The sequence below is a fragment of the Desulfosporosinus acidiphilus SJ4 genome (assembly GCF_000255115.2).
In the GTDB taxonomy this organism is placed as follows: domain Bacteria; phylum Bacillota; class Desulfitobacteriia; order Desulfitobacteriales; family Desulfitobacteriaceae; genus Desulfosporosinus; species Desulfosporosinus acidiphilus.
Genome location: NC_018068.1, coordinates 3,378,561 through 3,404,987 on the forward strand (window position 1 = coordinate 3,378,561; position 26,427 = coordinate 3,404,987).

Here is a 26,427-nt window from a genome sequence, read left to right on the forward strand (position 1 = left end):
CATAGAGTCTTCTTTCTAGTTTCGTCTTCTCTTCTTCGGAAACACTGAGCCACGTTCCTGCCGTAGTTCATTAGGTCAAGCCCTCGACCGATTAGTACCGGTCAGCTCCACACCTCACGGTGCTTCCACATCCGGCCTATCAACCTGATCTTCCTTCAGGGGTCTTACCAGCTCTCACTGTGGGAAATCTCATCTTGAGGCCGGTTTCGCGCTTAGATGCTTTCAGCGCTTATCCGATCCGAATATAGCTACCCAGCTGTGCCTCTGGCGAGACAACTGGTACACCAGTGATTCGTCCATCCCGGTCCTCTCGTACTAGGGACAGATCCTCTCAAATTTCCTGCGCCTGCGACGGATAGGGACCGAACTGTCTCACGACGTTCTGAACCCAGCTCACGTACCGCTTTAATGGGCGAACAGCCCAACCCTTGGGACCTACTACAGCCCCAGGATGCGATGAGCCGACATCGAGGTGCCAAACCTCCCCGTCGATATGGACTCTTGGGGGAGATAAGCCTGTTATCCCCAGGGTAGCTTTTATCCGTTGAGCGATGGCCCTTCCACTCGGTACCACCGGATCACTAAGCCCGACTTTCGTCCCTGCTCGACTTGTAGGTCTCGCAGTCAAGCTCCCTTTTGCCTTTACACTCTGCGCGCGATTTCCAACCGCGCTGAGGGAACCTTTGGGCGCCTCCGTTACTCTTTAGGAGGCGACCGCCCCAGTCAAACTGCCCGCCTGATACTGTCCTAATCCCCGATTCAGGGGACCTAGTTAGAACTTCAGTACAAAAAGAGTGGTATCCCACCGGCGACTCCACCAAGGCTGGCGCCCTAGCTTCTCTGTCTCCCACCTATCCTGTACATTTTATACCAAAATCCAATGTCAAGCTGCAGTAAAGCTCCATGGGGTCTTTCTGTCCTGTCGCAGGTAACCCGCATCTTCACGGGTATTACAATTTCGCCGAGTCCCTCGTTGAGACAGTGTCCAGATCGTTACACCTTTCGTGCGGGTCAGAACTTACCTGACAAGGAATTTCGCTACCTTAGGACCGTTATAGTTACGGCCGCCGTTTACTGGGGCTTCAATTCAAAGCTTCGCCTTGCGACTAACCTCTCCTCTTAACCTTCCAGCACCGGGCAGGTGTCAGCCCCTATACTTCTCCTTGCGGATTCGCAGGGACCTGTGTTTTTGTTAAACAGTCGCCTGGACCTTTTCTCTGCGGCTCACCTTGCAGTGAGCGCCCCTTCTCCCGAAGTTACGGGGCCATTTTGCCGAGTTCCTTAACGAGGGTTTTCTCGCGCGCCTTAGGTTTCTCACCCCATCTACCTGTGTCGGTTTGCGGTACGGGCACCCAGTCACTCACTAGAGGATTTTCTTGACAGCTTGGAGTCGGTTACTTCGCTACTATGTTTCGCTCCCCATCACGTCTCAGAGTTATCGCAGGGCGGATTTGCCTACCCTACCTCCTACTCGCTTGGGCGTGCTCGACCAACGGCACGCTTAACCTATCCTTCTGTGTCTCCCCATTGTTAATAACGCTTCTCGGTGGTACTGGAATCTCAACCAGTTGTCCATCACCTACGCCTTTCGGCCTCGGCTTAGGTCCCGACTTACCCTGGGCGGACGAGCCTTCCCCAGGAAACCTTAGATTTTCGGCGGACAAGATTCTCACTTGTCTTTTCGCATACTCATACCGGCATTCTCACTTCTAAACACTCCACCATTCCTTACAGAATGACTTCCCTGCATTTAGAACGCTCCCCTACCCCTGCACGTAAACGTGCAAGCCATAGCTTCGGTGATACACTTGAGCCCCGTTACATTTTCGGCGCAGAACCACTCGACCAGTGAGCTATTACGCACTCTTTAAATGGTGGCTGCTTCTGAGCCAACATCCTGGTTGTCTGTGCAGTTCCACATCCTTTCCCACTTAGTGTATACTTTGGGACCTTAGCTGATGGTCTGGGCTGTTTCCCTTTTGACTATGAATCTTATCACCCACAGTCTGACTCCCAATCTTAAGACCATGGCATTCGGAGTTTGATAAGGTTCGGTAACCTGGTAAGGCCCCTAGCCTATTCAGTGCTCTACCGCCATGGTTCATCAATTGAGGCTAGCCCTAAAGCTATTTCGGGGAGAACCAGCTATCTCCGTGTTCGATTGGCATTTCACCCCTACCCACAGCTCATCCCCTGCCTTTTCAACGACAGTGAGTTCGGGCCTCCAGTGGGTTTTACCCCACCTTCACCCTGGCCATGGGTAGATCACACGGTTTCGGGTCTACAGCATGCAACTCGTCGCCCTTTTCAGACTCGCTTTCGCTTCGGCTCCGGCTCTTCGCCTTAACCTCGCTGCATACCGTAACTCGCCGGTTCATTCTACAAAAGGCACGCCACTACACCGAAGTGCTGTGACTGCTTGTAAGCGTACGGTTTCAGGTTCTTTTTCACTCCTCTTCCGAGGTGCTTTTCACCTTTCCCTCACGGTACTGGTTCACTATCGGTCGCTAAGTAGTATTTAGCCTTGGGAGGTGGTCCTCCCTGCTTCCCACGGGGTTTCACGTGTCCCGCGGTACTCAGGATTCCCTCACAGCACTCTGCTCTTTCGCTTACAGGAGTGTTACCTTCTTTGCTCGACCTTTCCAGATCTCTTCAGCTAGAACATTGTGCCTAAAAGAGGGTCCTACAACCCCAATCCCCGAAGGGATTGGTTTGGGCTCTTCCCGTTTCGCTCGCCGCTACTCAGGGAATCGATTATTCTTTCTCTTCCTCCGGGTACTTAGATGTTTCAGTTCCCCGGGTTGTCTTCGGCAGCCTATGTATTCAACTGCAGATCACCGGATATGACTCCGGTGGGGTTGCCCCATTCGGGTATCCACGGATCAAAGCCTGCTTACGACTCCCCGTGGCATTTCGCTGTTAACCGCGCCCTTCTTCGACTCTTAGCGCCTAGGCATCCACCGTACGCCCTTAGTAGCTTGACCTAAAATCTATACTACGTTAGGGTTTCTCAAAACTTCGTTGACACGTCGTTTTGAGGTGATGTTTCCTTTGACTTACTAGAAATTATTTCTCTATGCAGTTTTCAAAGAACAGCATGTTCAATGTTACCAATAATTTTGTGAACGAGATTCCATTTTGATTAATTCGCAAGTATTTATGCGGTTCATCTTCCTGGTCTCTCAAAACTAAACAACAGTTTTGCCAATGAGTTTGCCGATCCCTCGGCTTGAGTCTTGCGACTCTTTTTGATCTCTTGCTTAGCAAGAGCATCGACCCATAGGATGTTCGTTTAAAGCCTAAGCTCTAAACCGTTCTCCTTAGAAAGGAGGTGATCCAGCCGCACCTTCCGATACGGCTACCTTGTTACGACTTCACCCCAATTATCGGCCCCACCTTCGACGGCTAGCTCCCTTGCGGGTTACCTCACCGGCTTCGGGTGTTGCAGACTTTCGTGGTGTGACGGGCGGTGTGTACAAGGCCCGGGAACGTATTCACCGCAGTATGCTGACCTGCGATTACTAGCGATTCCGACTTCATGCAGGCGAGTTGCAGCCTGCAATCCGAACTGAGACCGGCTTTCTCGGATTGGCTTCACCTCGCGGCTTCGCTTCCGTCTGTACCGGCCATTGTAGCACGTGTGTAGCCCAGGACATAAGGGGCATGATGATTTGACGTCATCCCCACCTTCCTCCGGTTTGTCACCGGCAGTCTATCTAGAGTGCTCACCTTGACGTGTTAGCAACTAAATACAGGGGTTGCGCTCGTTGCGGGACTTAACCCAACATCTCACGACACGAGCTGACGACAACCATGCACCACCTGTCTCTCTGCTCCCCGAAGGGCACCTCCCTATTTCTAGAGAGTTCAGAGGATGTCAAGCCCTGGTAAGGTTCTTCGCGTTGCGTCGAATTAAACCACATGCTCCACCGCTTGTGCGGGCCCCCGTCAATTCCTTTGAGTTTCAACCTTGCGGCCGTACTCCCCAGGCGGAGTGCTTATTGTGTTAACTCCGGCACAGGAGGGGTCGATACCCCCTACACCTAGCACTCATCGTTTACGGCGTGGACTACCAGGGTATCTAATCCTGTTTGCTCCCCACGCTTTCGCGCCTCAGCGTCAGTTACAGTCCAGAAAGTCGCCTTCGCCACTGGTGTTCCTCCACATATCTACGCATTTCACCGCTACACGTGGAATTCCACTTTCCTCTCCTGTCCTCAAGATACCCAGTTTCCGATGCACTCTCAGGGTTGAGCCCTGATCTTTCACACCGGACTTAAATACCCGCCTACGCGCCCTTTACGCCCAATAATTCCGGACAACGCTCGCCCCCTACGTATTACCGCGGCTGCTGGCACGTAGTTAGCCGGGGCTTCCTCCTTAGGTACCGTCATGTCTCCTCCATATTCCTGAAGAGACCGTTCTTCCCTAAAGACAGTACTTTACAATCCGAAGACCTTCATCATACACGCGGCGTTGCTCCGTCAGACTTTCGTCCATTGCGGAAGATTCCCCACTGCTGCCTCCCGTAGGAGTCTGGGCCGTGTCTCAGTCCCAGTGTGGCCGTTCACCCTCTCAGGCCGGCTACTGATCGTCGCCTTGGTAGGCCTTTACCCCACCAACCAGCTAATCAGACGCGGGTCCATCCATAAGCGATAGCATACTCAGAGGCCATCTTTCCTTAAAAAGCGATGCCGCTTCTTAAGCGTATCCGGTATTAGCCCTCGTTTCCAAGAGTTGTCCCGGTTTTATGGGCAGGTTACCCACGCGTTACTCACCCGTCCGCCACTAAAACGCTCTCTAAGTAAACTTAGAGTTTGTTTCCGTTCGACTTGCATGTGTTAGGCACGCCGCCAGCGTTCGTCCTGAGCCAGGATCAAACTCTCCAAAAAAGTTATTCAACTTCTTCGTAAGAAGATGATTTCTTGCTCATGATTTCATGATTCTTTTGAAACTCTTGCGAGTTTCTCTCATTGGCTGTCCTTGTTGTTTAGTTTTCAAAGACCATCTTTTTATCTTCCCGGCGTTTGCGCCAGGAATTTCATCTTAACACTCTCTCTTTATTCTGTCAATCACTTTTTTAAACTAGATTATTTAAGCAACAGGTTTTGAGAGAATTAAAAGCGCTGTTCTTGAGCGCTTAGTTATAGTACCACTTTCAGCTTTCCCTGTCAACACTTTTTATTCTGTTAATTTTTACCTAATCGTTATTCCTCTTGCCAGCTGCCAATATACTCAGTATTTTGGGGTACTATAACATCCTGTTGCGGAGTTATTACCCATTTCCCGATAATGCCCTGCTCTTGTGCAGTCAATTCAAAATGTGCCATCGCAATTCCCATATCTACTCTTTGAAGATCATAGGCTAGGAATTTTGCATATCCAGGCGTATGTTGAAGATAGAAGTGATACTCATTCTGATTTTTGATGATTCTCCAAGGTTGTTTATTAGACGCGGAAGGCGCCAAGCGCACCATTTCCAGGGGGACTCTGTAGCTTCCCGCCTCTTCACTGGTTAAAAGCTTCTGAAAGTCATTCTGAAAAAAGAGTTCACCCCACACCTTTCTTCTATTGGAGCCGGCTGAAAATCTCATTGCAGATTCCAGCAACGTCTTACGTCCACTTGGAAAACCAATCGGGGTTATGCAAGGCAGGATCTCATCTTCTTTTTGCCGAATCGCCTTAGCAAATTCACCTTTTTTAAAAGTCCCGCCTAACCAGCATGTACCTAGCCCTAAAGAAGTTGCATAAAGAATTAAAGATTCAAATATATATCCAAAATCCTCTAAGTCTTTGTCTCTTTTTTTACCTACCGCTACACCATAAGACGTTGCTCCCCTGATAATGCCATAAGTCCCTAAACGAGCGTTTGTTCCTTTTAGAGCAGTGTCACTCTCAATAATTTCGAATCTCAACTGACCGCCAAAAGGACCTTTGATTGAGTCAATAAACTCTTTAAGCTTCACTTTCATTTCAGGGGGCAAAGATATTGTATCATTATACGTCCGCACGGAAATTCTCTTATTAATTGTTTCAACTACCGGAAATTTAATACGTTCTTCCATTTGCTTTCCTTGCCTCCAATTTTTAATATCGCCAAACATTTACTGAAGGAATCGTCCTATACAAAAATTAATATTCCTAACCCGCTAAAATGAGGGTATATCTTTTGCAAAATTGATGACAACGAAGAAGGAAACGAAAGTTATAACCTAAATTCTATTTCGTTCTAGAGAAACGTTCCCTTTAGTAAGCTGCAGTAGATTCATAGGAGTTCCAATTTCTAATCTACCTAAATCTTTTTGCCTTACTATCCCAGCATTTTCTTGCGTAGCCATAGAATATACATCTAACTTTGGAATTCCGGCTTGAACCAGCCAATCCATTTCGTCAAACAAACTCTCACCATGGGGTACGAGATAAGCTCCCGCGTCCGTCCCGACTCCGATCCGAACCTTCCTTTTATAAGCTTCATAAATCATGGTGAGCTGGGTTTCAAGAATACGCCTTAAAGTATCAATCTCAAAACTTGAATAACGATCGGTTGGATATTTTAAAATATTGCCGATTGGAGCCACCGTCGGAATCCAGGCAATCCCGTATTCTTTCATCTGATTCAAATGCTCGGCGGTCATGTAGTAACCATGTTCAATAGAATCTACACGAGCGGCGATGGCTGTTGAGATCCCATCTTCTCCGCTGGCATGAGCCATCACAGAAATTCCCCTCTGGTGAGCAGTTTGCACAATCTCGCTTAATTCGGCAACTGTCCATTGAGTGGGACCAACAACCTTAAAGTTATCAAAACGTATCAATCCGGAAACGATGACTTTAAGTTGATCGAGTCCTTGCCCATAAAAATCAATCAATTCCCTGTGCCAATCGGATATTCCTGCAAAGCCTCGTCCAAGAAAACGGCCATACATACCCTTTCGATTGACTGCTTCACGAACGGAAATTACTCTTGGGCCAAGCCATGTACCCTCCCGAACGTTATTTCGCGCCAGCCAAGAGTAGCCGGGCAGATCTCCGCCATCTCTGATTGCAACAATGCCCAGCCTGAGATAGTTTTGCAGATAGACCTGAATATTCTTCTGAATCAGGCTAGGATTCTCCCAATTTTTTAGGCACTGGTAGAAATCCAAACTGTCTAAAGCTAAATGTACATGACAATCTATCCACCCAGGCTGTAAATAATAGGATTCCCAATGAAAAAGATCAAGATCTGGATTTTCTGTATTGCTTAAAGGCGTCAGACTGCTGAGCTGACTTGCCCTCCATTGAACGATGGTAGGCTGAGAGCTTAGACCATATTTAGGGCTCCAGTATCCTGCGATAATTGCCCTGCCTTCAAGGGGTATATCTAAGATTTCTTTTGCAGCACTGCATGAAATATTCAAAAACTCACCCTTTCTGACAAATTTAAAAGCTAAGTCTTCCAGGTATGGTAATAGGTTATATATCTATTCTACTATTACTGCGAATTACCTCTTAGCCGCAGGATATTAAAGGATTTAATGAAAAATCCCTCAGTGTAATTTCAATATCTCCTGAATACTCGCATATTCGCAGAAATTCATTTTTCTTGGAATTAAGTAATGATGTGAACTATCATGATACAGGAACTCTTAGCTGGCGCTCACGCGAAGACACTGTCTTCGCACGTATTAGTTAGCCTTTCTTCTGCATATCCAAAGGTTATACTTTCTGATGATGGAACTTAAAGGAGCAATGGATCTGTCCCATTGCTCCCTTTTAGACGACTATGAAGATCTCCCTTGTCAATTACGAAACCGGATCAGACTTGGAAGTAATTACTTTTCTGATAAAAAGAGCCGGAATTAAGCCAACAATTGCTAAGACTGTTGCTACAATAAATGAATCATTAATACCCTGAATGGTTGCTTGCTCAGACACCAAAGCGTAGATTTCTTTCAGGCCAAGAACGCGTCCTGTTTGAGGTGAAAGACCCAAATGTTGAATAAAATTGTTAAGTTGGACAAGAATTGAAGGATTTAGGGATGTAATTGTACTTGAGTACGTTGCCAAATGGATCGTTGATCGGGTTGTCATAATCGTAACCAAAACCGCAGTGCCCAGGGAGCCTGAAACTTGACGCATCGTATTAAACATCGCTGTACCATGACTATTTAAATGCCTAGGCAACTCATTGAGGCCCGCGGTCATGAGAGGCATCATGATTAAGGAAACTCCCAGTGAACGGATCGTATAAAGCAATAATATATTGCTATACATGGTGGCATCCGTGAGTTTGGTAAATTCCCAGGTTGCTACAGCCGTAATCATCAGGCCGACAACTGCTAAGACCCTAAGACCTATCAGGTCAAATATTGCACCGGCGATTGGCCCCATAATTCCCATGAGCAAGGCTCCCGGCAATAGAAGAAATCCTGACTGTAAAGGAGTGAAGCCCCGAATATTCTGTAAGTATATTGGCAGCAGCATCATTGCCGCATACATGACCGTCGTTACTACAGCATTAATAATGATGGTCAAGGAAAACGCCCGGTATTTATAAACTCTCAATTCTAACAGAGGGGTCTCAATTGTCAGTTCACGCCTTATGAAAAGCAAAATGGCAAAAATACCGATAGATATAAAGGCAATCACTTCTGTACTACCCCATCCATTGTTTCCTGCTTCGCTGACCCCATAAAGTAAGCTTCCTAAACCGACAGTAGAAAACACAGCTCCCCAGACATCAAACTCCGGAAAGCTTAGTTTTAAGACGTCTTTCATCCAGATAGCGGCTAAAAACAAATCCAACGCACCAATGGGTACCAGGGCGGAAAAAAGGAGCCGCCAAGAATACGTTTGAACTACCCACCCTCCCAGAGTTGGACCAATGGCCGGAGCAAAAACCATGACGATTCCCATGGTTCCTAAAGCTTTGCCTCTTTGATGGGGTGGAAAAATTGTCAGAAAGACATTGGTTAATAAAGGCATCAGAATACCTGCACCAATTCCTTGTATAATTCTGCCAATCATAAAAACAGGAAATTTGGGAGCTAAGGCACAGATAAATGAACCTATCGTGAAACTGGTCATTGCTGCAAAGACCAGTTTTCGGCTTCCTACAGATTCCATAAGATAAGCCGTGATAGGAATCAGAACCCCATTAACTAGCATATAACCCGTTACGATCCATTGGATAGTACTCGCGGAAACATTAAAGTCTAACATCATATGGGGAATTGCCACATTATCCAAAGTTTGATTAAGGATGGAAACAAAAGCTCCTAACATTAATACGGTAAGAATTTGGAGCGTATTAAAGGCTTCCATGCCGGTATCATTGGCTGACCCGGCTGTTGCAGACGGCGACTTTCCATATAAAGGCTGTTCCGTTCCGGGAGCTATTGATAACGCCGGAGACAGATCATCATTTGTATGCTCTATTGTATGCTCCCTCTTCTTTCGCCAAAGCCCCATATTAATTAGAATTAACAGAAGGAATGCTAGTAGAAGGTAACCAGACGCTAGAAAAATCATAGCCTTTCCTCCCTTATCTAATATGTATTCGTGCTGTTACGCTCATACCCGGAGCCAGATTTAATCCCTTATACCCATCCAGCGTAATAACAACGGGAATCACCTGTGTAACCTTTGTAAAATTGGCGGTAGTATTTTGCTGTGGAATAAGCGAAAATTGGGCGGCGGTAGTAAGACCAATTTGACTGACCTTCCCCGAAAGAGTGGTACCTGGATAGGCATCGACATATACGTCCACCGCCTGATTTTGTTGGATATTATTGATATTCGTTTCATTGATGTTAGCACTCACCCATAAATTATCCATATCATAAGCGTACGCCAACGGTGTCCCTGCGGCTACAAAACTATTGGCTATTACGTTCTGCTGAACAAGGGTTCCATTGACCGGCATCGTGATATCTGTGATTCCGGAAGTTTGCGTCGCCCCGAGCATTTGCATACCTCCAAGGCGCTGCCCTGCATTAAACCGAGTATTTACTGCTCCGCTCCAATCAGCAATTTTGCCATTGCCTAGGGCACTGATTGTAATGAGTTGACCATCAATTCGTGCGTTATCCGTCGAGACGTAATAATAGGATTGATTGTAATAATAATAGACTGTAATTCCTCCGCCGATAATCAGCACCAAAACGAGAATATTAATTAAAATAATGCGGCTTGTATTTACTGCACGTCCGTTACTCATTCTTTCAATCCTCCTGTACCCTTTTGTATTCCACAAGCATGATTTGACCAATTTATGAGGCCTTTGAGAAGTTTAGAAACTTGTTCCTTAAATCATTAAACAAAACTTCATTAGGCTAAACTGCAACTAATTTGCTCCATATTCTTATTTACTATGTCAGGAAAAATGAGGAAACAAATGGATTAGGAGAGTTGTATAGCAGTTCGTGAAAATTGGTAATCTAACGAAGGATGTTGTTACAAGGAGGAATACAAACAATGAAAGTCTACATTGTTTATGACAGCGAAAGCGGACATACCGAAATGCTGGCTAAAGCTATTGCCGAGGGAGCAGAAAGTGTCAAAGATACTCAAATATACCTCAAACACATTTCCGAGAGCCAGCCCGATGAGCTTGCGGATATGGATGCAATCATTTGGGGATGTCCCGGTCATTTTGGGACAATAAGTGCTAATTTAAAAACATCGATAGATAATCTTGGCAATCTCTGGGCGGAAGGGAAATTGATTAACAAAATCGGAGCTGTTTTTTGTACATCCGCCACTGTTCACGGCGGAATCGAATCAACCCTTTTAAACCTTATTATCCCTATGCTCCATCAAGGTATGATTATCGTTGGGCTGCCAGGAAACATTCCGGCGAATGCTCTTTATGGATCATATTACGGCGTTGGGATCACATGTCCCGTTGAAATCAATCCCGACAGTCCTCCCAATATGCCAACGGAATCGGATTTGGCGCTGGGAAAGGCACTTGGCCAACGTGTTGCTGAAACTGTTCAAAAATTTAAAGCTTGATCATACTTTCAGCCCTAAAAGTCAATGGAATATAAACCAATGAAACAAGTGAAGGAGTGAGATGAGAATGATTTCGTTTATTGTATTTGGGGTAATCGCCATAATTGCCATAACTCTTTTGCTAACCTTTAATATACGCGCATTTAGCCGGACAGAAACATTACAAGACCGTCATACTGAAGCAACAGCCGGGCAAGACAACTCCCAAGATGAAAAAGAGAAAACTTTGCTGGAAAATCAAAAAGAACTCATCTCAACGGATGAGCCTACAGCTACTGATATAGAATACGACCCTAAACCTAATCCTAAAAATATTCACCTGGCACAGATGTCCGATCAGCAATATAGAAATACCTTACGTCAATACCTTGACGAAAAAAAAGAATCCCCTACCCCTTCTAGGAGGCACGGTGACGAAGACTATCGTTCCGCTTTACGCTCAATGCGTACTCCTAAGGGGTAGGGTTTTACCCTTAATTCTAGGTTACTATCTGTCCATCTCCGTAAACCATATACTTGATTGTTGTAAGTTCTTTGAGGCCCATGGGTCCGCGGGCATGCAGTTTTTGGGTACTGATCCCGATTTCTGCCCCAAAACCAAAACGTCCTCCGTCAGTAAAACGAGTTGATGCATTAACATAAGTGACAGCCGCATCCACCTCTTTTAAAAAACGTTGAGCTTTCGAGTAATTCTCGGTAATGATTGTTTCAGAATGCTTAGTACTGTAGCGATAAATATGGTCGAGCGCGGCATCTAAGTCTGATACAACCTTTACACTAAGAACAAGGTCTAAATGTTCTAAGACCCAATCGTCCTCTTCAGCAGGAAGGGCGTTGGGCAATATAGCACAGGTTCTTGGACATCCCTTCAGTGCCACATGGTGTTTCTTTAATTCTTCTTCCACTTTAGGCAAAAAATCTTCAGCAATGGTTTCATCAACCAAAAGGGTCTCAAGGGCATTACATACACCGGGATTTTGCGTTTTGGCATTAATCACAATAGGAATCGCCTTCTCATAATCCGCATCTCGGTCAACGAAAGCATGGCACATTCCGGTTCCGGTCTCTATAACGGGAACCGTTGCATATTGGACGACGGTTTGAATCAATCCTGCTCCACCCCTGGGGATGATAACATCCACGAACTCATTCATCCGCATTAGCTGCTGAACCCATTCCCGATCAGTTTCGGTAATAAGTTGAATACAGCCTGCCGGTAACCCACTATCCTCGGCAGCCTTGGCAATGACCTTCGCTAAGGCTTTATTACTTTCTAAGGCCTCTGAACCACCTCTTAGAATTACCGAATTGCCGGACTTTAGACACAGGGCCGCTGCATCAACCGTTACATTCGGTCTTGCCTCATAGATCATAGCCACAACCCCTAAGGGAACTCGAGTCTGCAGAATCCGTAAACCATTAGGCCTGGTCCAAACTTCGCCTTCTCCCACCGGATCTTTCAAATTGACAACTTCCCTCAAAGCACTGCTTATATTGGATATTCCTTGAGAAGTAAGTCTCAGACGATTAATGAGACTTTTTTTAATACCTTTGTCCTCAGCGGCTTGAACATCAATAGTGTTTGCTCGGAGAATTTCCTGTTCATTTTCCAGTAAGGCCTCAGCCATTGCCAGTAAAGCCTTATTTTTAGACTCTGTGCTTGCATAGGCCAACTGACGCGCTGCTTGTTTTGCTCGTTGCCCGATTTCCACAAGTTCCCGGCGAATCATAATAATCCATCCCTCCCAAGTCTTTGCACAAAATGCGTGAAATCATGATATTCAAAAGAACCATAATCGTGTTATCAAACTTCCGGACTAATTAGCTTACTCAATTGAGGTAACCTAACCCAATCTAAACTAAGTTTAACATTGCGATGATATATCGATCATCAACGTCATATTATCACGATGAACTACTTCTTCCCCGAGAAAATCGGGGATTAGCCCTTGAATTTTTTCAGAGTGTAACCCTTTTACAAGCTCCACCTCTTCGCGGCTTAATTCCGCAACTCCCCTGGCAACCTCCTCCCCTTGAAGATTCATAATCCGAACAATTTCTTTTCGTTCCCAGGTTCCTTCGGTCCATTTAATTCCTTTAGCCAGCAAGCTTTTACCCTCTTCTACTAAGGCCTTTGCCGCACCTTCATCGATTTGAATGCTTCCCTCAGTGAGCCCAGCATAAGCTATCCAGCGTTTACGTCCTGCAAGACGATGCTTAACAGGCTGAAAATAAGTTCCTTTGGGGCCCCGGTTTTCGTTTAACCTCAACAATTCTCTGATTCGCTTGAAATTTAAAAGAAACATTCCTATGCCGAAACGCGTAGCAATCTTAGCCGCTCTTAGTTTTGTCAGCATGCCTCCGGTTCCCAGGATACTCCCAGCTCCTCCGGCCATCATTTCTACCGCTGAAACATCATCAACCTCTTCGATAAGTTGAGCCGAAGGATCCTTTTTAGGATTCGCAGTGTACAATCCATCGACATCAGTGAGAATAACTAATAAATCTGCATGCACAAGCCCGGCGACAAGAGCCGAAAGGCTGTCATTATCACCAAAGCAAAGTTCTTCAATTGCTACCGTATCATTTTCATTGATAATTGGGACTACCTGTAACCGCAAAAGTTTTTCTAAGGTATTTTGAGCATTATGATAGCGGGACGCTTCCGCCAGATCTATCCGCGATAATAGAACTTGTGCTCCAACTAACCCATGGCGTTCTAAGTTTTGAGCATACTTTTCGATCAGAACGCCTTGACCCACCGCCGCTACCGCTTGCTTGCCTGCCAAATCCCGGGGTCGTGTCTGCAGTTGCAATTGTCCCATTCCTGCCGCCACGGCTCCAGAAGTTACCAATACGCATTCTACTCCCGTTTGTCTTAAACCGGCAATCACCTCTGCGACTTCAGCAATGGCTTGATCATCTAAACCTCCTTGAGGATGATTTAAACTGCTGCTTCCAATTTTCAAAACAAGTCGACGCGCCGAAAATTTGGTCACTCCGAATACTCTCCTTCCATTTCTTCTGAACGCTCAGCACAGGCTTTTGTGGCTTTCACCACGGTTTCAGCTAATTTCTCTTCCATAAAAATATTGATTGCCGCGTAGGTAGTACCATTGGGCGAAGTAACCTCCTTACGCAGTCTTCCCGGTGTCTTATCACTCTCCGCAATCATTTTTCCTGCTCCGATGGACGTTTCCAGTACCAGCATTTCCGCTTCTTTTTCACTTAGCCCCAACTGAACACCGGCCAGAATTAAACTCTCGATAAACAGATAAAAATACGCCGGCCCACTTCCGCTGATCGCAGTCAGAGCATTCATTTTTTCCTCAGGGATCCACAATATTTTCCCTACGGCTGAAAAAATCTGTTCGCCGATCTCAGCCTGTTCTGAAGTTACATTTTCGCCCCGTACTAATCCAGTCATAGAATGCAGTACGGTTGTCGATGTATTAGGCATTGCCCGGATAACAGCAGCTCCAGGCAAATAGCTGTTAAACAATTTCATAGGAACACCAGCCGCCACGCTGATAATTAGCTTATCCCCTAAATCATAATTACTAAGCTGTTTGATAACGTCCTTAACATTTTTAGGTTTTACCGCGATAATCAATACACGAGAGTTATTGACAAGTTCCTCGAAGCTGGCGGCAAGGACATTATAGTTTGAGGCCAACTGCTGCAAACGTTCATTATTTGTATGGTTCGTCACCCGTATTTGTATCGTTTTTTCTACTTTTGTCAAACCGCTAATCATGGCCTCGGCAATATTTCCTGCACCAATGAAACCAACACTTAGTTTCAAATTTAACACCCTTTCTCATTGTATAGTCGAACCAGTTCTGAGTTGCGGATATCCACCGGCGTTTTTTCGGACCTAAATCTCAGAGCCTATTGTAAAAACCTTAGCTAAAGATCTTCTTTATTCTGCCTCCGCCAAAGAGTTTTATTATCTCACTCTCAACCATAAACTCTCTCCAAAGGAGAATAAAGAAAACTTGCTGGAGCTTGCACGCAGACACTGTCTTCGCATGTATTAGCTCTTCTAGCAGTATTTAACGGAAGGTTACTTACTAAAAGTATAAAAAAGACTTCTCCATCCTTATTAAGGACGAAAGAAGTCTTCCGCGGTACCACCTTTATTGCAATGCCGGCTCAATGTCACCAGAGTAAATCCAATAAACAACCATCTAACGGGGGAAACCGTCTGATTCATCATCAGAGCCTCACGACTGGGTTTCTGACAACGCGGGCGGAAAAACTCTCAGCGTTTGTTTTTCTCTCTGAACTCCGGCGTCCATCATACTGGATCGTTCATTGGCATTCTATACATATACAATTAATTATACTCTAGCGCATGTACTTACTAATTTCAAGTCTGACATGTTAGGAAATTTCAGGAATCCCCATGATCCTCCAGGTAATTAGAGATTTCTAATCACGGATTCCTAATTTCTCTGCTGGTCCTAATAGGGTCAGCTCAGTTATTTCTTGCCTAAAGCAGCGACAACTGCGTCCCCCATCTCCCGGGTTCCCAGTACTTTATCACCCGGTTTCGCAAGATCCGTTGTACGATAGCCCTGTTCCAATACGCTCTCCACAGCACGCTCGATCAGCTTTGCTTCATCTTCCAAATCAAAAGAATAACGCAGCATCAATGCCCCTGACAAAATGGTGGCTAAAGGATTAGCGATATTTTTACCCGCAATATCGGGAGCCGACCCATGAGCCGGTTCATAGAGACCTTTCTTCCCGTTTAAACTGGCTGAAGAAATCATGCCAATAGAGCCCATGAGCATTGAAGCTAAATCCGTCAGTATATCTCCAAACATGTTTTCTGTCACAATGACATCGAATTGGGTCGGGTAACGGACAAGCTGCATAGCAGCATTATCTACGTACATATGAGTTAACTCAACCTCAGGATACTTCTTGGCAACATCCAGGGTAATCTCACGCCAAAAACGCGAGGACTCCAAAACATTGGCTTTGTCCACTGAACAGAGCTTGCCGCAGCGTTGGCGAGCCATTTGGAAACCAAGATCAACAATCCTGCGAATTTCCTCATCTGAATAAATCAACGTGTCGTAGGCACTGGGGGGATTCGTTTTTCTTCCTTTTTCTCCGAAATACAGACCGCCCGTCAACTCGCGCAAGACCACCAGGTCAACATTTTTAACAACTTCGGGACGAAGAGTCGACGCTTCGACTAACATAGGCAGCATTTTGACCGGCCGGATATTAGCAAAGAGACTCAGAGCCTTGCGGATAGCGAGCAGGCCCCCCAACTCAGGGCGCTGCTGGGCAGGGAGGGTATCCCACTTCGGTCCGCCCACCGATCCCAGAAGAACCGCATCAGCTGCAAGGGCTGCTTCAAGGGTATCATCCGGAAGAGCTTTGCCTGCTTCATCAATGGCTGCTCCGCCTATTAAGTAATTCTCAAACTCCAACTTTAAAGAGCTGTCTTTTAAGACAGCCTTTAACACCTTAATTGCTTCCGGCGTAATTTCCTGACCGATACCATCTCCCGGAAGAACGACAACATTAGGCATTCTCTTCCCTCCCTCGGACATAAGGAATTAGCCCGCCTGCACGAATCAATTCCTGCATAAACGGAGGAAAGGGCCGGGCCTGAAACTCTGATCCTGTGGTTTTGTTAATAATCTTACCCGTGGTTAAATCAACGTCCAAATCATCACCCTGAGAAATTCCTGCCACTGCCTCGGGGCATTCTAAGATCGGCAAGCCAATATTAAGAGAATTTCGATAGAAAATCCTGGCGAAGGATTCAGCAATAACTACTTTAATACCGCAAGCTTTAATAGCAATAGGGGCGTGCTCCCGGGAAGAACCGCAGCCGAAATTTTTTCCGCCGACCATGATATCTCCAGAGCTGACTTCCTCAGCAAACTTGGTTCCTGCATCTTCCATACAATGTACGGCAAGATGTTCCGGAGTAGACTGATTTAAATAGCGGGCCGGAATAATGACATCCGTATCAATGTCATGTCCAAACTTCCATGCTTTTCCCATCTTAAGATACCTCCTCTGGATGGGCTATTTGTCCTTTAATGGCAGATGCAGCAGCTACCGCCGGATTAGCCAAGTAAACTTCGCTTTCGACATGACCCATGCGTCCTACAAAATTTCGATTGGTGGTGGAAATTGCCCGTTCGCCTTTGGCTAGAATACCCATATGACCGCCTAAGCATGGGCCGCAGGTCGGCGTACTCACCGCTGCGCCGGCCTCAATCAAAGTATCAATAATGCCTTCTTTCATGGCATCGCGATAAATGGTTTGCGTTCCCGGGAAAATCAAAAGACGGATCTCAGGATGAACTTTTTTGCCTCTCAGGATATCTGCCGCCAGCCGCAGATCTTCCAGCCTGCCGTTGGTGCAGGAACCGATCACAACCTGATCTACTTTTATCCCGCTCGCTTCTTGAACGGATTTAGTATTTTCCGGAAGGTGGGGAAAAGCTACTTGCAAAGGAATATCTGCAACGTTAATATCTTGAATCTCAACATAGTTAGCATCTTTATCACTGTAATAAGAAGTATAGGAATGTTTGGCTCGTCCTTCCAAATAAGCAAAGGTCTTTTCATCAGGGGCAATAATGCCGTTTTTAGCCCCAGCTTCAATAGCCATGTTACACATTGTAAAACGATTGTCCATGGACAGAGCCGAAATTCCCTCTCCGGCAAATTCCATCGCTCGGTAGCGGGCACCGTCTACACCAATTTTGCCAATGAGATAAAGAATAAGATCTTTTCCGCCCACATACTTCTGGAAATTAGTTCCGTGAAAGACAAATTTCATGGATTCAGGCACCCGAAACCAAGCTTCACCGGTAGCTAAACCTGCGGCACAGTCCGTGCTGCCTACACCGGTGGCAAAAGCTCCCACAGCGCCATAGGTACAGGTATGAGAATCAGCACCGATAATAAGATCTCCGGGTAAAGTGAGTCCTTGTTCGGGAAGCAGGCAATGCTCTATCCCCATTTTCCCCACTTCAAAATAGTGTTCTATCTCTTGACTGCGAGCGAAATCCCGCATGACCTTACATTGTTCTGCCGAAGAAATATCTTTATTCGGAGCGAAATGATCCGGAACAAGAGCCACTTTATGAGAATCAAAAACTTTGTCGGTGCCAAACTTAGCGAACTCCCGGATCGCTACCGGTCCTGTGACATCATTAGCCAAGACAAGGTCCAACTTGGCAGTAATCAGTTGCCCGGGCACCACCTCATCTAATCCGGCATGTTTTGCAAGAATCTTCTCAGTTATGGTCATGGACATAGCTCTTACTCCCTCCTTTATAATTGCCTTTTATTTATAAAACGTACCGAATGACTCCTTCAGCTTGAGCCGAACATTGAGGCTTCGCTGACGATAACCTGAACTAGCATCAAATCGAACTTTATTCGTGTTTTTTCAGCCAGCTCATCATCCCGCGCAATTCTTCTCCAACTTTTTCAATAAGATGATTTTCTTCACGGCGAGCCATAGCATTAAAGGCCGGACGGTTGGCTTGGTTTTCCAATAACCAGTTTTTAGCGAAGGTTCCGTTTTGAATTTCCGTCAATACCTGCTTCATTTCCTTGCGGGTCTCATCATTGACAATCCGCTTCCCTACAGTCATATCTCCGTATTGAGCAGTATCCGACACCGAATAACGCATCCAGCTTAAGCCGCCTTCATACATTAAGTCTACGATCAGCTTGAGCTCATGTAAGCATTCAAAGTAAGCAATTTCCGGCTGATATCCGGCTTCCACCAAGGTTTCAAACCCGGCTTTAACGAGTTCCGAAGTCCCTCCGCAAAGAACAGCTTGTTCTCCGAATAAATCTGTTTCGGTTTCTTCACCAAAGGTGGTTTCTAATACCCCGGCTTTCGTGGAGCCAATTCCTTTCGCATAAGCTAAGGCCAATTCTTTGGCTTTGCCGGTAGCATTTTGGTGAACAGCAATCAAAGATGGTACTCCAGCGCCTTCAGTGTAGGTTCTGCGGACCAGATGCCCCGGACTTTTTGGTGCAACCATGAAAACGTCGACATCACTGGGAGGAACAATTTGGCCAAAGTGAATATTAAAGCCATGGGAAAAAACAAGCGCTTTGCCGGAGGTTAAATGTTGCTTGATTTCATTTTCATAGACTTTACTTTGCGTTTCATCAGGAAGAAGGATTTGAATAATATCAGCACGAGCGGCTGCCTCAGAAACGGTCATAACTTCAAAACCTGCGTCCTCAGCCCGTTTCCAGCGAGCGCTGCCGGGACGAAGTCCGATTAATACTTTAAGTCCGGAATCTTTAAGATTTTGAGCTTGAGCATGTCCTTGACTGCCATAACCCATAACCGCAATAACTTTTCCTTTGAGTAATTCCAGATTTGCGTCAACTTCGTAATACATTTTTGCCATAAGAAATCTTCCTCTCTAATTCTAAACTATTATAATAAAATAAGCAGTAAGCTGTATCTATTATACACCTCAAGCTTCGGATCTCATAATCGCAATTTTTCCTGTGCGAACTAATTCTAATAATCCATAGGGACGAATGGTATGGACGAAGGCATCGATTTTGTCAATGTCTCCGGTCAATTCCACAGTGATATTGCTTCTTCCCATGTCAACAACCCGCCCCCGGAAAACATCCACCGTTTGAAAAATTTCTGAGCGAGTTTCTGAGTTAATCGGAATCCTAACCAAAGCCAGTTCGCGATCCACAACGCTCATTTCCGTCAAATCCACAACGGTATGAACAACCACGAGTTTACTCAGCTGATTTCTTACTTGTTCAATGACTTGATCGTCACCTGCCACGACAATGGTCATCCGCGATACTTCCGGGTCCTCAGTCTGGCAAACTGTCAGGCTCTCAATGTTGTAGGCCCTGCGGGCAAAAAGCCCTGCGACTTTAATCAGAACACCCGGGTGATTTTCTACAAGAACTGCAAGTGTATGCAACATACGATTACCTCACAATCATTTCAGTGATAGCCTTTCCGGGAGGAACGAAGGGTAAAACATTTTCTTCAGGAGAAATTTTGAAGTCCAGTAAAATCGGACCGGAATAATTAACGGCCTCCTCGATAGCACTGCGTACTTGATCCACAGAATTTACATGGATTCCGCGAATCCCATAAGCCTCGGCGACCTTCACAAAATCCGGATTCCCTTCCAGCTGAATTTGGTTATACCGACCGTCATAAAACATTTTCTGCATTTGACGGACCATTCCCAGAACACCGTTATTGAGTAAGATAATTTTAACTGGCAGTTTGTTTTGAGCAATAGTCCCCAGTTCTTGGATGGACATTTGCAGTGAACCATCTCCCGTTACAAGAAATACCTTTTCATGGGGACGAGCAAACTGGGCTCCGACAGAAGCGGGAAGTCCGTATCCCATAACTCCCAGGCCACAGCTTGTGGCATAATTGCGCATCTGCTCGATAGGATAAAACTGAGCGACCCACATTTGATGTTGTCCGACATCCGTAGCAATAACAGCTTCACTGCCGGCCAATTCTCCCAGGGTTTTTATGATTAACTGTGGTGTAAGACCGTTTAGATCACAGCTTAAAGGATGATCGTTCTGCCAGCTGCGAATTTGTCCCCACCATTCGTCAATTCCAGGAAGAGAATTTTCCGGCAGAACCTCCAGTAATTTTTCAATAATTTTGCGGGCATCTCCTACTATTCGTAGGTGGGTTTTAACGACTTTACTGATTTCCACCGGGTCAATGTCGATATGAATAACTTTCGCCTTGGTTGCAAAGCGATGTCCTAAGCCGCTAGTTACCCGATCATCGAAGCGAACTCCAACAGCGATAAGCAAATCACAATCATCCACTGTATAGTTGGCTGTTACTGTACCATGCATACCAACCATACCCAAAAGATTAGGATGACTGTAAGGCAGACTTCCAATCCCCATTAACGTCGTGACAACGGGCAAATTTACCTTTTCGGCCAATTGACGGAGAACGCCTTCGGCATTTGCCGTCACAACTCCCCCGCCAGCATAGATGACGGGCTTTTTAGACTCCGAGAGCGCTTGGACAACTTCTTCGACATTACTGTTGTTACCCCTGCCAAAGATTTTATAGCCCTTAAGCTTCATATCATTGGGGAAAGGTTCAACATTTTCCTCGGCTAAAACATCCTTCGGCAGATCAATGAGAACAGGGCCCGGTCGCCCGGTGCGGGCAAGATAAAAGGCCTCTTTAACAATCCGGGGAAGTTCGCGGGGATCCTTAACCAAATAGGAATGCTTTGTTATCGGCATGGTAATTCCGATAATATCTACCTCCTGAAAGGAGTCCGAACCAAGGGAACTCGTAGGCACCTGCCCCGTTAAAACTACAAGAGGTATCGAATCTGAAAAAGCATTAGTAATGCCAGTGACCAAATTTGTAGCGCCTGGGCCTGACGTCGCAAGACAAACGCCTACTTTGCCGCTCACTCTTGCATATCCGTCAGCGGCAAATACAACCCCCTGCTCATGGCGCCCTAATATATGGCGTATCGGACTATCCAGCATTGCGTCATATAAAGGAAGTAATACCCCGCCAGGATAGCCAAAAATGATTTCCACGCCTTCCTCTTGCAAGGCCTTTAGTAAAATTTCTGCTCCACTTAATCCCTTCTTTTCTTCGTTCATAGACCTTTTCCCCCCTAAAATTATCTGGCAGTGGCACTTCGAACTTCATAAATTTCAGGACCGTTCACAAGGGTTAATGCTCTAAAAGCGGCAAGAAGTTTTTTAAAGACTTCGCCGGGAAGCCCATCATCGATATCTCGTCCATCCACATTAACCACAGGGATTAGTTCGGCGGCCGTGCCCGTTAAGAAACATTCACTGGCTGTATAGAGATCATGACGTGTAAATAATTCTTCGGCCGTTTTAATTCCCAATTCACGTGCGAGATCCAGAACAGAGTTCCTGGTTATGCCTTCCAAAACCCCGACAGATAAAGGAGGAGTCATCAGTACTCCGTTGCGAACAATAAATATATTGTCAGAAGTTCCTTCGGCAACGTAACCATCTTGAGTCAACATGATTGCTTCGACGACTCCTGCCTGATTTGCTTCGATTTTGGCAAGAATATTATTCAAATAGTTGAGGGATTTAATTCTGGGATTTAAAGAATCAGGATTATTTCTGCGAGTGGCAGCGGTTTTTACTTCTAAACCTTTTTCATACATCAACGATTCAAAAATTTTTATTTGATCTGCTACGCAGTAGATAGCTGCCTGAGGACATTTGTTAGGATCAAGTCCCAGATCTCCTTTGCCCCGGGATACAACTAAACGGATATAGGCATCTTTTAAGCCGTTTCTGCGCAAGGTTTCCAAAACGATCTCCTGCATTTGTTCCTTAGATATCCCGATGGATAAATGAATCGATTTAGCAGATTCATAGAGACGTTTTAAATGTTCCGCTAATTTAAAAACTCGGCCATGATAAGCGCGAATTCCTTCGAAAATACCATCCCCATATAAAAAACCATGGTCAAAAACTGATACCTTCGCTTCTTCCTCAGCAACGAAAGCCCCATTACAGTATATAACAAGTCCCATTCGATTAACCCCTTTCCATTAATATTCCCAATATAATTCAGACAATTAAAAACCCAAGCCCAGTCCCTAGCAACGTGGAACTTTCCGCTTGGGTTTTTTCTACCCACGGTGTAAATCCGTAATTGGATCCTGTATCGCTTGGACCAGACAGGTTACCCCCGGAACCCTAGATACACTTCCTCTTCTGTTATAAGACATTAATATTGCTAACGTTGTGTATATGATACAGAATACATTCCTCAGTGTCAACCCTTTTTCCCTGAAATTCATAATTAGTTCCCGTATCCCTTGTCAAAACTTAAGATAAAGCGGTATAATGTCCACTATGGCAATACATTTGTTTTTATTGAGAGGAGCTGCCAAAAATGCCCATAAACATTGGAATGTTAGGTCTTGGAACAGTTGGTAGTGGCGTAGTCAACATCTTGCAGCAAAATGCCGAAGATATACAAACACGGACTCAAAGTGAAATTCACATAAAAAAGATTCTTGTTCGCAACCCCAGCCTACCCCGAGAAGTTCAGGGGGATTTTCAGCTCACTGACCATGTTGAAGATATTCTCCAGGATCCGGAAATCGATATTGTCGTTGAAGTGATGGGAGGAATCGAACCCGCCCGTTCTTATATATTAGAAGCGTTACGCCAAGGAAAACACGTAGTCACGGCTAATAAGGATTTATTAGCTCTCCATGGGCAGGAACTCCTTGAAACTGCCAGTGCGTCAGGCAAAGACCTCTATTTTGAAGCCAGTGTTGCCGGTGGTATTCCGATTATAGCCGCCCTTAAACATGCTCTCGCCGCCAACAGGATCTTAGCCCTGATGGGAATCATTAACGGAACAACCAATTATATTTTGTCCGCTATGGCAGAACAAGGCCGCGATTATTTTGAAGTTCTGGCTGAGGCCCAAAGTTTAGGTTATGCCGAATCCAATCCTTCTGCGGATGTTGATGGTTTAGATGCTGCCCGTAAATTGTCCATCCTTGCCTCCATTGCCTTTAATTCACGCGTTACTCTTAAAGACGTTTTTGTCGAAGGAATTTCCAAAATTACCCGAGAAGATTTAGCCTATGCCGCGGAGCTAGGCTGTACCATAAAACTTCTGGCCATTGCTAAACATCAACCGGAGGGAATTGAAGTACGAGTTCATCCGGCAATCTTGCCCATGAACCATCCCTTAGCATCCGTAAACGGCGTCTTTAACGCCATTTATGTCGTCGGCGACGCAGTAGGAGAAACCATGTTCTATGGCCGCGGAGCAGGATCTTTGCCCACAGGCAGCGCTGTAGTATCAGACATCATTCGAGTTATTCGCACCATTCAGTCCGGCTCCACATCGATGATTAACTGCACTTGTTATCGCGATCTCGGAATTAAGGCTGCCTCTGAATTCTTCACTGCCTTTTATATCCGTCTTCTCGTTAAAGACGAGCCGCGGGTCCTTGCCACCTTAGCGCTGCTCTTTGCCGAAGCAAATATCAGTTTTGCTTCCATCATTCAAAAACCACGCGGAGAGCAGCAAGCCGAAATCGTCTTGGTAACGCACCCCTGTCGCGAAGGCGCACTGCAAAAAGCTCTTGACTCAATCCGAGCCTACAATAAAGTTCTGATGATTCACAATGTCATTCGCTTTGAAAAAGGGGAGGATATGAACTCATGATTGTAAAAATTCCTGCAACCTCCGCTAACCTAGGACCAGGTTTTGACTGTCTCGGGCTGGCCCTTCAACTGTACAACTCCATTACCATTGAAACTGACCGTCCTTTTCGAATTTCTTTGACCGGGACTTATAATGAAGGTATTGCCACCGACGAGACCAATTTAGTATGGAGAACCATGCGCCATCTCTGGGAGAGCATTAATTATCCAATTCCCACCGTTGCCCTGACCCTGGAAAATAACATTCCCCCGGCTCGTGGTCTGGGAAGCAGTTCTGCCGCTATCGTCGGCGGTCTAGCGGCTGCCAACGTAATAGCCGGTACACCTCTGTCAAAATTAGAGTTACTGCAAATAGCCAATACCCTCGAGGGACACCCCGATAACGTCACCCCGGCTCTCTACGGCGGAATCACGTTAGCGGTCTCTACAGAAAACGGCATTCTGCCAAGAGTACTGGGCCAGGGAACAAACCTCAAGGCAGTTGTCCTGATCCCTAATCTGCGTTTAAAAACAGAAAAGGCCCGGAGCATTTTGCCCCCCAACGTTTCGCGTCAAGATGCCGTATTCAATATCTCCCACGCAGGACTTTTAATTGATGCCTTTATTCGTGAAAATTATCCCCTCTTAAAAGAAGCCATGCGCGACATGCTTCATCAAAACCAGCGTTCTGTTCTCATTCCGGGAATGTTTGAAACGCTCAAAGCTGCAGAACAAGCTGGGGCATACGGAACCGCCCTAAGTGGTTCCGGCCCAACCTTAATCGCCTTAGTTCCGGAAATTTCAAAGGATGACGTTCGTCAGAAAATGCTGTCAACTATAGGCCAATTTGGAGTAGAGGCTCAAGCTCTTACACTCGACATGGATCACGAGGGAGTAATTTTTTCAGAAAAGTAAACTTGTTCAGCTTAGGCTGAGCATTATGGCTAGAGTGGAGAGAGACGTCCCCCACCTAAGCAAAGTTCTGGACCCGGGGCTGTTGCAAGACAATCCAGGTCCCTTTATTTTTGCAAGGAGAACGCCTTACTTCTCACAATCCTCTTTGACTTTTCGACTTAATAAGCAAAAAACTGTCTCTCATAGGGTCCATTTTTCAATTAAGATCATACCCCTTGGCCAGCTTTTAGACTATCCAGATATTTAACCGCCTGTAGAGCTGCAGTACCTCCTTCTCCAGCTGCCTTAATTAGTTGATAGGGTTGCCCGGTACAATCTCCGGCTGCAAATAAACCGGGCAAACTAGTCTCCAATTTGTGATTAACTTTTACAGCACCCTCTTCCATTTCCAGACCGGAAATCAACTGCTCGGCGGGAAGGTTATCTCGGATAATGAAGACTCCATCGACGTTTAATTGCTCCTCCCCAAGATCAAGCTGCTCCACCTTTTGTTTCCCTAGTATTTTTTTCACTTTACCTTTTTTGATTTCAACTCTGGAATCCAGTCGCGTAAGTTCGGTATAATATGGAACATAATAGACTTTAGAGCAGATGCCGGCCATAAAATTAGCCTCATCTTCGCCTTCTTGATTATAGGAAATAATCGCAGCGATCTTGTCTTTATAGAGCGGGCCATCACAGGTGGCACAATAGCCAACCCCCATCCCCAGCAATTCAGCCTCTCCTGGGAATAATTTGCTTGCTGACACACCCGTTGCCAAAATAAGAGCATCCGCTTCCAGGGATCTCTCCTTGCCCATAACGGTAAAGGGAGGCCCCGGATAGATATTCGTAACTTTAAAAGGAACAATGGCTATGTCTTTCTCCTTCAGATGATTTAAAAATCGCTGTCTCAATTCCTCGCCACTAATTTCGGGGAAACCAAGCCAATTATCGATCTGAGGTGCTTTGGCGAGCTTGGGGCTGCAGAATTCTGAACCTAATAAGATAAAATCCCTTTTCCTAATTTTGGAATTCAGGGCTGCAGCCATCCCTGCAGGTCCGCAGCCAATAATAACAAGCTCATAATGATCTTTGATATTGGAAAGATCCTCAGACACGTTATGTACACCTCCTGGATTATTCTCTGTAGTTTTTCTTCATAGCGAAAGTGTTCCCCAAAATTCAATAAAAAAATAGCAACAATGTTTTTGATTTTCCCAACTTGCTAAGAACAGATTAAGTTTTGCTAAATCTCATCAGGGAATATTAGGCAATTCGGGGAGTATTAATAAATTTGCTGACAATACAATA

At 45.6% G+C, this 26,427-nt stretch carries 19 protein-coding genes and 2 rRNA genes; 4 read left to right on the forward strand and 17 right to left on the reverse strand.

The features are described 5' to 3' along the window. Nucleotides 1-71: 71 nt before the first annotated feature. The 6 genes from DESACI_RS15415 to DESACI_RS15440 all read right to left on the reverse strand — a co-directional run bounded on the left by DESACI_RS15415 (nt 72) and on the right by DESACI_RS15440 (nt 10,201). Nucleotides 72-2,984 (reverse strand): 23S ribosomal RNA (locus DESACI_RS15415). 340 nt (nt 2,985-3,324) lie between these two features. After that, nucleotides 3,325-4,892 (reverse strand): 16S ribosomal RNA (locus tag DESACI_RS15420). The 16S and 23S rRNA genes sit together here, the layout of an rRNA operon. A gap of 315 nt (nt 4,893-5,207) precedes the next feature. Beyond that, nucleotides 5,208-6,065: a nitroreductase family protein gene (locus tag DESACI_RS15425; RefSeq protein ID WP_014828126.1), complete on the reverse strand. Its 858-nt coding sequence runs from the start codon at nt 6,063-6,065 to the stop codon at nt 5,208-5,210. Between the two features lie 147 nt (nt 6,066-6,212). Then, the gene (locus tag DESACI_RS15430; RefSeq protein ID WP_014828127.1) at nt 6,213-7,400 is read right to left on the reverse strand and encodes an amidohydrolase family protein; all 1,188 of its coding nucleotides are present in this window, start codon (nt 7,398-7,400) and stop codon (nt 6,213-6,215) included. Nucleotides 7,401-7,785: 385 nt separating this feature from the next. Then, nucleotides 7,786-9,513: a DHA2 family efflux MFS transporter permease subunit gene (locus DESACI_RS15435; RefSeq protein WP_014828128.1), complete on the reverse strand. Its 1,728-nt coding sequence runs from the start codon at nt 9,511-9,513 to the stop codon at nt 7,786-7,788. Between the two features lie 13 nt (nt 9,514-9,526). Continuing rightward, nucleotides 9,527-10,201, reverse strand: a complete 675-nt coding sequence (locus DESACI_RS15440) for an HlyD family secretion protein (protein WP_014828129.1) — start codon at nt 10,199-10,201, stop codon at nt 9,527-9,529. A gap of 257 nt (nt 10,202-10,458) precedes the next feature. On the opposite strand from DESACI_RS15440, the gene DESACI_RS15445 reads away from it, so the two are divergent. Then, entirely contained in the window at nt 10,459-10,998 is a 540-nt protein-coding gene (locus tag DESACI_RS15445) for an NAD(P)H-dependent oxidoreductase (protein ID WP_014828130.1), read from the forward strand. A gap of 67 nt (nt 10,999-11,065) precedes the next feature. Further along, entirely contained in the window at nt 11,066-11,461 is a 396-nt protein-coding gene (locus DESACI_RS15450) for a hypothetical protein (protein ID WP_014828131.1), read from the forward strand. A gap of 16 nt (nt 11,462-11,477) precedes the next feature. Here DESACI_RS15450 and DESACI_RS15455 read toward each other — a convergent pair whose 3' ends face one another. The 10 genes from DESACI_RS15455 to ilvE form a co-directional block, all read right to left on the reverse strand. Beyond that, complete coding sequence (locus DESACI_RS15455; RefSeq protein WP_014828132.1) at nt 11,478-12,728, reverse strand: glutamate-5-semialdehyde dehydrogenase; 1,251 nt, start codon at nt 12,726-12,728, stop codon at nt 11,478-11,480. Between the two features lie 135 nt (nt 12,729-12,863). Beyond that, on the reverse strand, nt 12,864-13,997 hold the full coding sequence (gene proB, locus DESACI_RS15460) for a glutamate 5-kinase (RefSeq protein WP_014828133.1): 1,134 nt from the start codon (nt 13,995-13,997) through the stop codon (nt 12,864-12,866). Beyond that, entirely contained in the window at nt 13,994-14,803 is an 810-nt protein-coding gene (gene proC / locus DESACI_RS15465) for a pyrroline-5-carboxylate reductase (RefSeq protein ID WP_041276105.1), read from the reverse strand. The genes proB and proC overlap by 4 nt, the downstream gene beginning before the upstream one ends. 679 nt (nt 14,804-15,482) lie before the next feature. Continuing rightward, the gene (leuB, locus tag DESACI_RS15470) at nt 15,483-16,550 is read right to left on the reverse strand and encodes a 3-isopropylmalate dehydrogenase (RefSeq protein ID WP_014828135.1); all 1,068 of its coding nucleotides are present in this window, start codon (nt 16,548-16,550) and stop codon (nt 15,483-15,485) included. Continuing rightward, on the reverse strand, nt 16,543-17,031 hold the full coding sequence (locus tag DESACI_RS15475) for a 3-isopropylmalate dehydratase small subunit (protein WP_014828136.1): 489 nt from the start codon (nt 17,029-17,031) through the stop codon (nt 16,543-16,545). Before DESACI_RS15475 ends, leuB begins: the two co-directional genes overlap by 8 nt. A 1-nt stretch (nt 17,032) precedes the next feature. Further along, complete coding sequence (gene leuC, locus DESACI_RS15480; protein WP_014828137.1) at nt 17,033-18,298, reverse strand: 3-isopropylmalate dehydratase large subunit; 1,266 nt, start codon at nt 18,296-18,298, stop codon at nt 17,033-17,035. A 121-nt stretch (nt 18,299-18,419) separates the two neighbouring features. Next, entirely contained in the window at nt 18,420-19,418 is a 999-nt protein-coding gene (gene ilvC, locus DESACI_RS15485; protein WP_014828138.1) for a ketol-acid reductoisomerase, read from the reverse strand. 69 nt (nt 19,419-19,487) lie between these two features. Then, complete coding sequence (gene ilvN / locus DESACI_RS15490) at nt 19,488-19,967, reverse strand: acetolactate synthase small subunit (RefSeq protein ID WP_014828139.1); 480 nt, start codon at nt 19,965-19,967, stop codon at nt 19,488-19,490. Between the two features lie 4 nt (nt 19,968-19,971). Beyond that, a complete protein-coding gene (gene ilvB, locus DESACI_RS15495) occupies nt 19,972-21,660 on the reverse strand; it encodes a biosynthetic-type acetolactate synthase large subunit (protein WP_014828140.1) in 1,689 nt (562 codons plus the stop codon). Between the two features lie 20 nt (nt 21,661-21,680). Further along, nucleotides 21,681-22,580, reverse strand: a complete 900-nt coding sequence (gene ilvE, locus DESACI_RS15500; RefSeq protein WP_014828141.1) for a branched-chain-amino-acid transaminase — start codon at nt 22,578-22,580, stop codon at nt 21,681-21,683. Between the two features lie 365 nt (nt 22,581-22,945). Here ilvE and DESACI_RS15505 point away from each other — a divergent pair, with 365 nt between their 5' ends. Together DESACI_RS15505 and thrB are read left to right on the forward strand one after the other, a co-directional pair. Continuing rightward, entirely contained in the window at nt 22,946-24,241 is a 1,296-nt protein-coding gene (locus DESACI_RS15505; RefSeq protein WP_014828142.1) for a homoserine dehydrogenase, read from the forward strand. Next, nucleotides 24,238-25,134 (forward strand): homoserine kinase, encoded by an 897-nt coding sequence (thrB, locus tag DESACI_RS15510; protein ID WP_014828143.1) that lies wholly within the window; start codon nt 24,238-24,240, stop codon nt 25,132-25,134. Before DESACI_RS15505 ends, thrB begins: the two co-directional genes overlap by 4 nt. Nucleotides 25,135-25,340: 206 nt before the next feature. Here the strand turns inward: thrB and DESACI_RS15515 are convergent, their stop codons facing one another. After that, nucleotides 25,341-26,234, reverse strand: a complete 894-nt coding sequence (locus DESACI_RS15515; RefSeq protein WP_014828144.1) for an NAD(P)/FAD-dependent oxidoreductase — start codon at nt 26,232-26,234, stop codon at nt 25,341-25,343. Nucleotides 26,235-26,427: the final 193 nt, after the last annotated feature.

Bases quoted from the DNA above. Each gene is read 5' to 3' on its own strand.
- DESACI_RS15445 (WP_014828130.1), top strand. From the start codon at position 10,459: ATGAAAGTCTACATTGTTTATGACAGCGAAAGCGGACATACCGAAATG.
- leuC (WP_014828137.1), bottom strand. From the start codon at position 18,298: ATGTCCATGACCATAACTGAGAAGATTCTTGCAAAACATGCCGGATTA.
- DESACI_RS15475 (WP_014828136.1), bottom strand. From the start codon at position 17,031: ATGGGAAAAGCATGGAAGTTTGGACATGACATTGATACGGATGTCATT.
- DESACI_RS15425 (WP_014828126.1), bottom strand. From the start codon at position 6,065: ATGGAAGAACGTATTAAATTTCCGGTAGTTGAAACAATTAATAAGAGA.
- DESACI_RS15450 (WP_014828131.1), top strand. From the start codon at position 11,066: ATGATTTCGTTTATTGTATTTGGGGTAATCGCCATAATTGCCATAACT.
- ilvN (WP_014828139.1), bottom strand. From the start codon at position 19,967: ATGTTGCATACACTTGCAGTTCTTGTAGAAAATCACCCGGGTGTTCTG.
- ilvE (WP_014828141.1), bottom strand. From the start codon at position 22,580: ATGGGACTTGTTATATACTGTAATGGGGCTTTCGTTGCTGAGGAAGAA.
- DESACI_RS15505 (WP_014828142.1), top strand. From the start codon at position 22,946: ATGCCCATAAACATTGGAATGTTAGGTCTTGGAACAGTTGGTAGTGGC.
- thrB (WP_014828143.1), top strand. From the start codon at position 24,238: ATGATTGTAAAAATTCCTGCAACCTCCGCTAACCTAGGACCAGGTTTT.
- DESACI_RS15455 (WP_014828132.1), bottom strand. From the start codon at position 12,728: ATGATTCGCCGGGAACTTGTGGAAATCGGGCAACGAGCAAAACAAGCA.
- ilvC (WP_014828138.1), bottom strand. From the start codon at position 19,418: ATGGCAAAAATGTATTACGAAGTTGACGCAAATCTGGAATTACTCAAA.
- ilvB (WP_014828140.1), bottom strand. From the start codon at position 21,660: ATGAACGAAGAAAAGAAGGGATTAAGTGGAGCAGAAATTTTACTAAAG.
- DESACI_RS15435 (WP_014828128.1), bottom strand. From the start codon at position 9,513: ATGATTTTTCTAGCGTCTGGTTACCTTCTACTAGCATTCCTTCTGTTA.
- DESACI_RS15440 (WP_014828129.1), bottom strand. From the start codon at position 10,201: ATGAGTAACGGACGTGCAGTAAATACAAGCCGCATTATTTTAATTAAT.
- leuB (WP_014828135.1), bottom strand. From the start codon at position 16,550: ATGCCTAATGTTGTCGTTCTTCCGGGAGATGGTATCGGTCAGGAAATT.